Source organism: Rummeliibacillus sp. POC4 (genome assembly GCF_003576525.1).
GTDB lineage: Bacteria > Bacillota > Bacilli > Bacillales_A > Planococcaceae > Rummeliibacillus.
Map to the genome: position 1 here is coordinate 58,096 of NZ_QWUA01000016.1, position 13,293 is coordinate 71,388.

A 13,293-nucleotide genomic window follows, 5' to 3' on the forward strand; every position below is an offset into this window, starting at 1 on the left:
TCTCTAAAACATTTTCTTTATTGTAGCATGCTAACATCTATACGTAACTTAAAACCTGTGACAATCTATTTTCTACCTTGATATAAAACTTGTTTTTTGTTTAAGAATACTCTATATCTTATACATTTAATTACATTGTAATAATTCCACGCGTAAAATATTGAAAAAAATGATAAAATGATAGATAAATTGGTATAGTCAATATTAATTATATAACTAATGAAATGGAGACATTATGGTGGCACTTTGGTCTAGTAAACGTAATATAAACAAGAGCAATAACTATTTCAATATTAATCAATACATTGGACAAGTCACATTAAATCTATCAAAACATCCAGAAATACAAAAACAAGCTAAATTATTGCAACTAACAGTAGAGGACTTAGCAATTATTAAACAACTACAACCACTTTCACAGGAATTAATCGTCGAAATGGTTGACAATTTTTATAATTCTATTAGTCAATCATCGGATTTAAGCAATATTATCAATAAATATTCCGCTATTGATCGTTTAAAAGTAACACTTACACGTCATATTACAGAAATTTTCAACTGTCATATTGATGATGAGTATATTCAACAAAGGATTAAAATCGCTCATGTACATGTTCATATCGGTCTAAAATCTAAATGGTATATTAATTCTTTCCAATCCTTAACGACAACTTTTTCAGCATTTATACAACGACTAGAGCTATCAAATTATGATACAGCACTAGCTATTAATGCTTTTTCTAAAATCATAAATTTAGAACAACAAATTGTCATAGAAGCTTATGAACTAAAACAAGAAGATGAACGTATCCAAGCAAATGAATTTAAGCATAATATTATTCTTTCAGTTCAAAGCACTTCACAAGAATTAAGTGCAATTAGTGAAGAAACAACAGCTTCCATTCAATCATTGGCAAGCCAAGCGAATGATATAACGCAATCTACTCAACAAGGACTTGAATTTGTTACTTCTACTCAAGAAAAATCTGAGAGTGGCAAACAACTTCTAGAAGAACAAACGAAACTTATGAATCAAATGTCAAAAAGCGTATCCACACTTGATGATACAATGAGCCAATTACGTGTATCATCTCATAAGATAAATGAAATCGTACACCTTGTTACAGATATTGCGGATCAAACTAATTTATTAGCATTAAATGCTTCTATAGAGGCAGCCCGTGCAGGTGAGCATGGTAAAGGTTTTGCAGTCGTAGCAGAAGAGGTCCGCAAACTTGCCGAAGAAACAAAAAATGCAGTTCAAAATGTATCACACCTTATTGAAGAGACAGAAAATAATATTGAAAATATGTCGAGTTCCGTAAAAGGTGTTGGTACACAAATAACAAATGGTGTTAGTATGCAAAGTGAATTAGAAAAATCATTTCTTAAAATTGCTGAGGCAGTAGCTGGGATTAAAACAATTAATGAAGACACAATGGAAGACATCACAACAATTTCACAACTGTTACGTGATTTAAGCGAAGGTGCTATGCAAGTCTCAACATCTGCCGATCAATTAACGAATATCGCAAACAGTCTAGATTAATAGAAATTATCTATAAGACAACTAACAGGAATTACTTAAATCTAAAAAAACGTCAACCCCGTATATCGAGTTGACGTTTTTCATTTTCTTTTATCATTTACATGGTAAAGAATTCATGCGGCATACTACGCTTTTCTTTACGATGTTCACGACGTTGGGGACCTGTTTCGAATAATCTCTTTTCTGCTTCTGTTTCAGGATATACAGGAGCAACTTCTTGTGGTTTACCATCCTTATCTACTGCAACCATAGTTACAAATGATTCAGTTGTTAGTCGCTTTTCGCCTGTATGAATATCTCGTGATTGCACAATAATATACAGTTCCATTGAAGTTCGACCAGTAGAACTTACGATAGCTTCCAATTCTAACACCTCACCTGAATGAACAGGAGAGATAAAATCAACCGAATCAAACGATGCTGTAACAGTTTGCATTTTAGCATGTTTCATAGATGTTATGGCAGCAATTTCGTCAATATACGCCAAAACTTTTCCACCGAAAATAGTATCCATATGATTTGTATCTGGTGGCAATACTAATCTTGTTTGAATAGTTCTAGATTGACTCATTGGAATAGGTTTAAGCATAAACAACACCCCTTTAAAATGTATCTGTATCTATGCTATATTTAAATCTGTATCTATGCAACAATAAAGCATTAGTTTATATATATATATTATGTTGTTATATAATTCCTAAAGGCATAAATATTACAGTTTAGTTTTAATTGTTATAAACTTCATTTCTGTCATTTCTTGAACTGCGAATTTAATTCCTTCACGTCCATAACCGCTTTTTTTAATACCACCATATGGCATATTATCGATACGGAATGTTGGAACATCATTAATAATAACAGCACCCGCTTCTAGTTCATCTGCTGCTCTCATTGCATCTTCTAAATTATTTGTAAAAATACCAGCATTTAAACCTAAGTCGGATTTGTTCAATAAATCGATAGCTTTGTCGAATGTTTCATATGGAACAATCGACACAATAGGTGCAAATGTTTCTTGACATACTATTTTCATATCTGATTTGACATTCGTCATGACGGTTGGTGTCAAAGTACGTTCTGTAAAAGTACCACCTGTTGCAACAGTAGCTCCCTGCGCTTTTGCCTCTTCAATCCATTCAGTAATTCTAGTAACTTCTTTCGGGTTTATCATTGCACTTACATCTGTATTTTCATCCATCGGATCACCAACAACTAATTTTTCAGTTGCCTCCACAAATGCTTTTGTGAATTGTTCATAAATTGATTGGTGGACAAAAATCCGTTGCAATGAAATACATACTTGTCCTGCAAATCCAAATGCACCTCCTACACATCGATCAACAATTTTTTCTATTGGTGCACTCGGTTCAATGATCAATCCTGCATTAGAACCAAGTTCAAGTGTTACTTTCCGTAACCCCACTTTTTCTTTTATCTTCAGTCCAACAGTGCCACTACCTGTAAACGTTACTTTTTTAACAAGTGGATGTGTAACTAAAATATCGCTTAATTCGCTTCCGCTACCTGTCACAATTTGAAGCATACCATCTGGTAATCCTGCCTCTTTAAAAATTTCAGCCATCACAATACTACTTAGTGGTGTTTGCGTAGCTGGTTTTAACACAACTGCATTTCCTACTGCAAAAGCTGGTCCTAATTTATGTGCTACTAAATTAAAAGGAAAATTAAAGGGCGTAATCGCTGATACCACGCCTAAAGGAACACGTCTTGTCCAACCGATCCGATCAGATACGCCAGGCGCTGCATCCATTGGTATCGTTTCACCACTTACTTGTTTCGCTGCTTCTGCAGCAAATTGATAAGTTGCAATAGTGCGATCAATTTCAGTTAACCCTGCAGATAACGGTTTACCTGCTTCTAGTGCCAAAATTTCAGCAAATTCTTGTCGACGTCCTCTCATTATATTCACAACACGGTATAAAATCTCAGCTCTTTCATAAGCAGTTGATGATTTAAATTTTTTAAATGCTTCTTGTGCACTTTCAATCGCATATGCTACATCTTGTGGAGTCGCTTTTGCTACTTTTGCAATCACTTTCCCATCATAAGGTGATGTTAGCTCATAACTTTCTTTTGTATCTACCCATTGTCCATTAATCCATAGTTTTGTTTCTTTCAACACAAAACACCTCCATTTATGTTATACCCTCTTCTCTCCATACTATCACCTTTATTTGCTTAATGTCGTATAGCAAATTCAATTTTATCGGAAGATTTTATCATTTAAACTTTTGTAAAAGGGCATGAACATTAAGTAAAATATTGTTCATTAAAAAAGGGCCTGTCCCATAAGTAGAATACTTACGAGATAGCCCTTCTTTCTAATATGAGATTTCCGGTTTACAAAAGTTTTTTTACCTTTTCATATTCTTCATTTGTGAATACTCTTGAATTCGTAATGAAATGTTTTTCTTCTATACTATCCAGCGAAAAGGTAGCACCTCTACCTTCAACTGCATCTATAATTAGTTGTGTATGTTTCCAATAGTCATATTGACTCCTATGCATATAGAAAGGAACATTCCCTATGGTGCCAAGGTATATATCTGAAGCACCTAGTATAAAGTCCCCCTCTCTATAGCACATAGGCGCAGAACCGTCACAACACCCAGCAGATTGATAAAACATGATAGGTCCATAAATGCTCTTCATATGTTCAATTAAGGTAAGTGCATCTTCTGTAGCAACAACACGTTCTACCATCTCTTTACCTCCTGACTTAGAAGAAGCCTTGTGGTTTACGGTTATAACTAACTAGTATATTTTTCGTTTGTTGATAGTGTTCAAGCATCATAGCGTGATTCTCTCGGCCAATCCCAGATTGTTTATAGCCACCGAATGCAGCACCTGCTGGATATTGGTGATACGTATTTGTCCAAACTCGGCCGGCCTGAATCGCACGACCTGCACGATATGCAATATCGCCTGAACGAGACCATACACCTGCCCCTAAACCATATACAGTATCATTTGCTATTTCAATTGCTTCCTCAAAATCTTTAAAAGTAGTTACCCCAATAACTGGGCCAAAGATTTCTTCCTGGAAGATACGCATTTTGTTGTTTCCTTTAAACACTGTAGGTTTAATGTAATATCCACCTTCAAGGCCTTCAATATGGTTTTCTTCACCACCAATCAAACATTCAGCACCCTCTTCTTTCCCTAATTTTAGGTAAGAAAGAATTTTTTGCTGCTGTTCATTAGAGGCTTGAGCACCCATCATGACTTCCGTGTCTAGTGGATTACCAATTTTAATCGCTTCAACACGTTGTAATGCGCGTTCAATAAATTTATCATAAATGGATTCTTGGATTAGTACACGAGATGGACATGTACAAACCTCGCCAGAGTTTAATGCAAACATAACTAAACCTTCAATTGCTTTATCCAAAAATTCATCATCATGATCCATCACATCTTCAAAGAATATATTTGGAGATTTACCACCAAGTTCGAGTGTAACAGGAATAATATTTTCAGTCGCATATTGCATAATTTGACGACCAACAGCCGTTGATCCAGTGAATGCAATTTTTGCAATACGCGGATTTGTAGCAAGTGGTTTTCCTACTTCGATGCCAAAACCATTTACGATATTCACAACACCTGCTGGAAGTAAATCTTGGATTAACTCCATCACTACCATAATAGATGCTGGCGTTTGCTCAGCTGGTTTCAACACAACACAGTTTCCTGCGGCTAATGCAGGAGCAAGCTTCCAAACTGCCATTAAAATCGGGAAATTCCAAGGGATGATTTGTCCAACAACACCAAGAGGCTCTTGAAAATGATAAGCAACGGTATCGTCATTTATTTGAGAAGTACGTCCTTCTTGAGCGCGAATGGCCCCCGCAAAATAACGGAAGTGATCAACTGCTAACGGAATATCGGCATTTAACGTTTCACGAACGGCTTTTCCATTATCCCATGATTCGGCTACAGCTATCATTTCTAGGTTTTCTTCAATACGATCTGCTATTTTGTTTAAAATTTGAGCACGTTCTGCTGCAGAAGTTTTGCCCCAAGCATCTTTTGCTGCATGTGCCGCATCTAGTGCCAATTCAATGTCTTCAGCAGTAGAACGAGCTGCCTTCGTGAAAACTTTCCCATCAACTGGTGATACATTTTCAAAATATTTCCCCTTTATAGGTGCTACCCATTCGCCACCGATAAAGTTATCGTATTTTTCTTTGAAATGTACGATTGCGCCTTCAGTATTAGGATTTGCATAAATCATAGTAGAATCTCTCCCTTTATCAATATTGAAAACTCACTCCCTCAAACCCACTCGATTCATTTAATATATCAATCTACCAAATCCATTTGAGAGCGTTTTCACTTATTATAATGCCTTATGTTCGTCTTATATTCAAATAATTAGGAATTTTTTATAAAGTTTTTTATCCTTGCTGTGTTGAATAATGAAGTGGAATAAAGCAAGTCCTCAAAAAGCACATAAGGTTTAAATGATGATATTTGACTATACAATCGGAAAGTACAGTCTGTAGAGAAACTATAATCCGAAAATTTGGCACGATTATTTGGATTTCTAAAAATAAAGCAATTATAAATTAACTCAATGATATTGATAGTAATGATGTTTCTGTGGCATTGTACTGTTGTTTAAAACAATTCCTAAAATTTTTGCTTGAGAATTTGTAAGTGCTGCTTTCGCCTTTAAAACATCTGCCTTTTTGGTCTTATTTCTATTCACTATTAATAGCGTTCCATTACATTTATTAGATAGAATCCGTGCATCTGTAACTGGTAATAATGGTGGCGAATCAAATATAACCAGGTCATATTCCTGCTCTACAATACTTAATAATGTATCCATCATTTGAGAAGCTAATAACTCTGATGGATTGGGTGGTAAAGGGCCGCTTGTAATTACATCTAATCCCACTATTGAAGTTTCTTGCACTGCCTTTTGAATAGTCTCATGTTTGATCAGTACACTTGATAGACCTTCCTTATTTGATAGTCGAAACGTGTGATGTAATGTAGGTCTACGCATATCAGCATCAACAAGTAATACCCTTTTCCCTTCTTGTGCAAAGACAACTCCTAGATTTGCTACATTGGTTGATTTTCCTTCACTTGAAAGGGATGATGTTACAAGCAATGTTTTTAGCTTTTCCTTAGGCGCAGAAAATGTAATATTTGAGCGTATTGTTCGAAATTGTTCTGAAATAATGGATTTGGAATTCGATATCGTTATAAGGTTTCTCTCTAGTTTCAAAAGATGATCTTTTTTCTTTCTTTTAAAAAGAACCATGATTAGACTCCCCCTACTCTACGAGATTGAACAGCCATCTTTTTTCTCTCTCTTCTTGAAAAAATCATCCTTTTATCTTCAACAATAGGACCAACGGAGCCGATAACTGGCATATTCAGAATTTCTTCGATATCACGTTCAGATTTTATTCTTGTATCAAAAGTTTCAATTAAAATAGCTATCCCGATTCCTAACAATAAGCCAACGATTGCTGCAATGCCTATATTCAATATTTTATTTGGTTTAATAGGTGTTGGATTTTCATCTAACTTAGCAATTGACAAAATATTTATATTATCTACTTTCATTAAATGTGGGATTTTACTTTCAAAAACTTGAGCAACTTCATTTGAAATTTCCACTGCTTTCGCTGCGCTTGGATTTTCTACTTGAATCGTCAACACTTGCGAATTGTTAGTGCTTGAAACTGATATCTGTTGTGTCAGCTCTTCAGGGGTACTTTCTAATTGAAGATTATTAATAACTTTTGTTAAAATCACAGGGCTTTTGATAATGACATTATACGTATTGATTAACTGTAAATCCGCATCAATCTGTTGTGAGGATAGATATTGGTCCCCTTGTTCATATTTTTGATTGACTAGAATTTGGGTTTCCGCTTTATATACTGGTTTTAATACAAAATTATTCAGAGCTATCGCAATCCCAATAAAAATTATTGTTACTGATATGATTAAAAATGCAAATCTCTTTAAAATTATTATTAAATCACTTAGTTTGATCGTTGTTTCCAAGTCTCTCCCCCTGTTCTAGTTACCTATTATTTTCTTCTCTTTGTAGTATAGTGTTGAATCTTTTAAGTTATTCATTCAATTGTTCAAAAATTTATAAATGCTATTTATATTGATGTTTTTTATTTAAAACAAAAAGCCGCATTAATCGAATATCATCAATTAATATGGCTTTTAAGAAAAGTTTATATCAATACGCTAAAAGGATCAGCATGGTATGAACATAGACAGTTACTCTATTGAGAAAATAATCCCAACCATTTTCTTTTTAGAATTTTCTCTGGTTCAAGTATAATGACGTCACTATTTGCAAGTATTCTTGCGTTATTTTCTAAAAATATGTCTACAAAGTCAGAACACTTGTGTTTTTCTAAATAAGATAATCCTTTGGCATATAAAAATGGGCGTTTCGACAAATTATGAACATCAGACCCATACGCGTGTATTATATTTGCCTTGATTAATTTCAAAGCATTTTGTTGAATACGTTTCCCAAAATGCCCCACAATGCTCCCTGCATTTATTTGAGATATCGCACCATGAAACACGAGGCGCTCCAACAATTCAGGTTTTTCCATTATTCCATAATTTCGTTCGGGGTGGGCAATAACTGGAACAATACCTCTTGTCACTAATTGATTTATGATTTCAAAAGTATACTTTGGTACTCCTTGAGAAGGTAGCTCTAACAATAAATACTTAGAATTTGCTAAAGTTAATGCTTTCCCTTCGTCTAACTGCTGACATATTTGATCACTGAGTCTTACTTCATGACCAATATGGATTTTTAATGGGATACCATGTACTTTTATTCCTTCTCTTAGAACATCAAATCTTTCCTTTACAATTTCCGTTTGAGCATGATAGTGAGGATGAAATGCGTGTGAAGTAAAGATAATTTCAGTAATCCCTTCATCTATTGCGCTGTAAAGCATTTTAATCGATTCCTCTATACTTTTGGGACCATCGTCCACATCGAAAATGATATGACTGTGTAAATCGATCATTAAGAGCACACCCTTCTAATGAATAATTCTGATGAGGTCATTACTTCTATTTACAATGATTGAATTCCTTCCTTTATGTGTATCCTAACAGTATTATTAAATTAAAATATTCTAAATGATAAAGAACTAGAGATTCCATCCCTAGTTCTTTATCATTACTTAGATTTATACGTTTTTATGCTTGAGAAATTACTATACACTTTTTTATTATTTATATAACGATATGCACGCACTTTGTAATCGTAATTCTCTCCTGATTTTACATTTCCATCAATATAGTAATTAGTTGCTCCTTCATTAATTGTAGCTAATTTCAAATTACGCATCGATTTATGATTGGTACGATAAATCTCATATCCAGTAGCATCAGTTGTCACATTCCAAGCTAGTTTGATTTTACTTTTTCCTAATTTACCAATGGAAAGATGCGTTGGTTTTAATAATATAGGCTTGGCACTTGTTACAGCTGATAAGGAACTATAAATGATTTGGCTATCTTTCTGCTTATAAGTCTTCACTTTATAGAAATATTGTTTTCCCGTTATTAAATTTGAATCAATAAATTTTACATTATTTTTCTTTTTGATAGTTGTAATTTTAGTGTACTTTCCATTTTTACTATCTGAACGATATAAAGTATACCCATCTGCATTAGATATTTGTTGCCACGTCAATTTGATGCTATTATACGCAAAAGAAGATGCTATCAATTTTTTAACAGACGGCGGATTCTTAGTAAATCTAGCATAGACTGTAGTCTCTTCTTTCAACATAGTATCAAAATCAAATTTCTTTTTGAAATTTGAATCTGTATACCAACCCGTAAAAGTATATCCTGTTTTTTGAGGTTCAGGCACTATTTCATTATCTTGAATCGTTTTTTGTTCATAAACATGACCATCTGAGCCTTTTATAGTTACATTATAATCCTTAAAGCCATCGCCAGATTTAACAGTTTGTAAGAACCAAATAGGTGAATGTACCTTCCCTTGATATGCATCAGTTACTTTAGCATACCAATGATAAGTCTTATCATTCTCTAAATCACTCCATATAACACCTGCTGAGTTATTATTTTGTACCTTTGCTACTTTTCCAATTTCATCATTTGTATAAACATTAACAAGTATTTTATCAGTAGCTACTACTTTTTCTTTAGGCGTTAAATCTGTTTCAATGACAAATTCATCTTTACCCGGGTAGTCAGTTGTATTGTAGTAATTATATTGATTTAAATACGGAGAATAGGTTTTTACATAAATTTTATTTTCAATAGGATTTACTTGTAAAATACGCATAAATCCTTGTCCCCCATCTGTGGCACCCGAGTAATCTGCAAGCATTTGGTATACTTTCCGATCTGTTATACCATCATTGTTATCATCCATATTATCAATCAATGTTGCACTACCAAAATAATGGCCTGAAAGTACAGCAATTACGTTTGAATTGGGTTTTACAACCTTATTAAAGATAATATCACCAGTCGAACTTCTTTCCCCAGAGGCTTGTAAATATTCATGAAAATTTAAAATAGCCTTTCGATCTGGATATTTTTTAAGAATATCATTAACCCAAGCTAAACTATCATCATCAATACCCCAACCCAAATATAGCATGATAAAATCATTACCTTTTTCACTGATTAAATCATAGTGTCCGCGATTATCTTGATAAGAACCACCATAATAATATCTGTCCAAAAAACGCCTTTCTCCAAAATATTTTCCAAATGGTTTATAGTTATAATCAATATGATTGACATCGTGATTCCCTGCCAACACACCATATGGCACGTTAGCTGTATCAAGTGTTTCCATAGCTAAATCTGCATTCACCCATTGTATATTTTTTGTAGACTTATCTACAATGTCGCCTGTATGGAAAACGTACTTAATGTTCATGGAATCCTTTTGCGAAGCAATCCATTGTGTCAGTTGTTGATAAATCAGTGGATAGTTCTTTGAATAATATTGAGTATCTGACATCCAGACAAATGAATAGTTAAATTGATTTGTTGAAGCTATTTCATCTTGTATTAGTACTTGGATTTTATGATTCTTGACATAACTCGAACCTTTTACTTTTGCATTCAGCTTAAAATTTTTGCTATTATCAGCAATTTTCCATTCTTGTACTTCCCATTTATTTTTATCAAAGTTCCAAATATACATGGATACTCTACGGCCAATGACTGATTTTCCTTCCCAATTCACTTCAATCTCGTCATCATTATCGATCTTATCATCTAAAGTAACTTCAAATCGTTGGTATGGATATTGGTCAGTACCTTTGGTGGTTATATATTGATTATCCACTTTTGTAAGCTTGTCTACATCTGTAATGACTTTTTCCCCTTCAGATGTAATTGTTTTTGGTGGCTCATTGTCAGTACTATTTTCAAAGATTTGCATATGCTCAGCCTGATTGGCTTGATATTGATATGCTCTATTAAAAGAAATATTTAATGCATCGCCCGTTGGATCAGAAACAGCTACTTTTATCTTCGGAGCCAAAGAAACTTCTCTTGCACCATCTATTGGTGTAACTAATTTTGGTACATAAGGTTGTTCTTCTACTACGGTAAATTTAGCTACCTTTTTTGATTCATTTCCTGCATGATCTATCGCATTAATAATAAGTGTATGTTTCCCAGGAGCGAGTGCTGCAGAAGATGTATTCATAGGTAACGTAATTGTTTTACCATCTAAAGTTGTAATAACACGATTGACTCCAGAGTAGTTATCCTTTATTTCGGCATTAATTGTAAATTTCCCTTTATAATCGAATCCTTCTTTTATAGATGGACTAATCTTTGGTGCAGTATTATCAACAAGTATATTAGCCTTTACCTTATCTTTTCCATTCTTTGCGACGACTAAATGTCTACCATCCTTTTCCTTTTCTGTATTCCATGTATAAGCCTTTGCAGTGAATTTTCCTTCTGGAATAACAAAGTCTAGTTTTAGAATGCGATTTAGCCCTTTGCTATCTCCAATTTTAATTTCCTTTGAAGAATCTGTATAAGCAGGGTCTTGAATAACTGTACCATCACTTAAAATAAGTCTTATATTTTTTACAATAAAGTCATCACGATTTTCAAAAGAATCTTCATCAAAAGGTGATTTCTTTGTACCAGATCGAATAACAATTGTTGTTTTTTTATCCTTTGTGAAAAATCTGGGATCCACAGGAACTTTTAATGTTGTATATTGCGTAATCTTGTTGTGGAAAATAGACAATACCTCATTACCAATAGTTACACCATTTTCAAAATATCTGTCGACTTTATTCACATCCACGACAAAATATGCTTTACTATCTAATGAAAGGTTTGTTTTATTTGTAATATTTTTGTTGTCCAAAGATAGCGTTGTTTTTGAATTATCCTTTGAATGAAATGTTTTTATTGTTGCATTTTTAGACAATACAGTATTATTAGCTATATTTAGTGAAAGTCCTTCGGGAATTTTATCTTGAATAACGTTAATTTTTTGCTTGGATGATTCTACACTATTTGTTCCATCCGAGACAATTACGTAATATTCCAAATAATTTTTACCGATTAAGTCGACAGATGAAAAAGTGTATTTATAGATACTACTTCCACTTTTTTTAATCAAATCAACTGTCTGATAGGATGAGTCTTTATCCGTTTTATAATATAATCGGACTGTTTTAATTGATTGATCATCAAACGCATTAAACGAAAGTGACAGATCATCCTGCTCAACATTAACTTCTTCTACATTTGATAGATCTTGGATATCAGGGCTGTAGTTATCATCAGGCATTTGTACTTTTTGTTCCGGTACTTGTAATGGTAATAGAGATCCTGGTGTGGCGAGGTCTATGTTGCCTCTATATTTTTCCATAATTTTATTATTAGGTGTTCTAGAATATGTATATAGTATTCCTTTGTCTTCCAATGGATCTAGACTTTGTGGATTATCATTATAAAATGCTATAGCAACATCTTCTCCTATATTTGATGCGATTGTTATTCCACTTTCAAGGTTATTGGCTAATTTATCTGATTTAACCTTTACAATATCCTCATTTTCTACTAATTCAACTCCAAAATGTTGATTGAAATCTTCTACAGTTTTATCTTGATTATGAGTGTTCGTAATCCAGTAAACAAATGTTTCACCAGAATGCAGTAAAATATCTTCCTTTATGGGGTGCATTACGATATCCTCTTTTGATGCTTCTTTCGGATAACGATAGTGAATTTTATAATCATTTAAATGAATTGACTTTGTTGAATTGTTATAGATTTCAACAAACCCATAACCATCCGTAGAACCTTCATTGGATGAGTCTGGGACAATTTCTGTAATTAATAGATAAGGAGCTTTTTGTGGATCAAAACCACCTTCCGCTTCTACCCCTGTTATTTGACTAGACAACTCATCAGCTTTCGCGTTTTGGAACCCAAAATTTTGAAAGCTTGTGGCTAAAAATAATAAGCATGAAACAACAGTTGATAAAAATATTTTTTTACTCACAACAATTCTCCTTCATTAAAAAGCATATAAATAACTTTATATGTAATAATATGCATTTAAATATTTTAATAATAAATCTATTACCCATAATATAAATAAACCTCCTTTATTATACCAATTATTAGACTATTTTGTACTAAAATTGGAAATTTTAAAGTAGTATTATATAAATACA

The 13,293-nt window shown here is 33.3% G+C and carries 9 protein-coding genes; 1 reads left to right on the top strand and 8 read right to left on the bottom strand.

The window, feature by feature from the left end; genetic code table 11:
• The first annotated feature begins 235 nt into the window (after positions 1–235).
• Positions 236–1,549, top strand: a complete 1,314-nt coding sequence (locus D1606_RS07175; protein ID WP_119415331.1) for a globin-coupled sensor protein — start codon at positions 236–238, stop codon at positions 1,547–1,549.
• Positions 1,550–1,646: 97 nt separating this feature from the next.
• On the opposite strand, the gene D1606_RS07180 is transcribed toward D1606_RS07175, so the two are convergent.
• The 8 genes from D1606_RS07180 to D1606_RS07215 all read right to left on the bottom strand — a co-directional run bounded on the left by D1606_RS07180 (position 1,647) and on the right by D1606_RS07215 (position 13,118).
• Complete coding sequence (locus D1606_RS07180) at positions 1,647–2,138, bottom strand: acyl-CoA thioesterase (RefSeq protein ID WP_119415332.1); 492 nt, start codon at positions 2,136–2,138, stop codon at positions 1,647–1,649.
• A gap of 123 nt (positions 2,139–2,261) precedes the next feature.
• Positions 2,262–3,689 (bottom strand): aldehyde dehydrogenase family protein, encoded by a 1,428-nt coding sequence (locus tag D1606_RS07185; protein WP_119415333.1) that lies wholly within the window; start codon positions 3,687–3,689, stop codon positions 2,262–2,264.
• A 221-nt stretch (positions 3,690–3,910) separates the two neighbouring features.
• A complete protein-coding gene (locus D1606_RS07190) occupies positions 3,911–4,273 on the bottom strand; it encodes a DUF779 domain-containing protein (RefSeq protein ID WP_119415334.1) in 363 nt (120 codons plus the stop codon).
• 16 nt (positions 4,274–4,289) lie between these two features.
• A complete protein-coding gene (gene exaC, locus D1606_RS07195; RefSeq protein WP_119415335.1) occupies positions 4,290–5,807 on the bottom strand; it encodes an acetaldehyde dehydrogenase ExaC in 1,518 nt (505 codons plus the stop codon).
• 339 nt (positions 5,808–6,146) lie between these two features.
• Entirely contained in the window at positions 6,147–6,848 is a 702-nt protein-coding gene (locus D1606_RS07200; RefSeq protein ID WP_119415336.1) for a CpsD/CapB family tyrosine-protein kinase, read from the bottom strand.
• Positions 6,849–6,850: 2 nt separating this feature from the next.
• Entirely contained in the window at positions 6,851–7,603 is a 753-nt protein-coding gene (locus tag D1606_RS07205; RefSeq protein ID WP_119415337.1) for a YveK family protein, read from the bottom strand.
• A gap of 233 nt (positions 7,604–7,836) precedes the next feature.
• Positions 7,837–8,607, bottom strand: a complete 771-nt coding sequence (locus tag D1606_RS07210; RefSeq protein ID WP_119415338.1) for a tyrosine-protein phosphatase — start codon at positions 8,605–8,607, stop codon at positions 7,837–7,839.
• A 155-nt stretch (positions 8,608–8,762) separates the two neighbouring features.
• Positions 8,763–13,118, bottom strand: coding sequence for an InlB B-repeat-containing protein (locus tag D1606_RS07215; protein WP_119415339.1), 4,356 nt, complete (start codon positions 13,116–13,118; stop codon positions 8,763–8,765).
• Between the last annotated feature and the right edge of the window lie 175 nt (positions 13,119–13,293).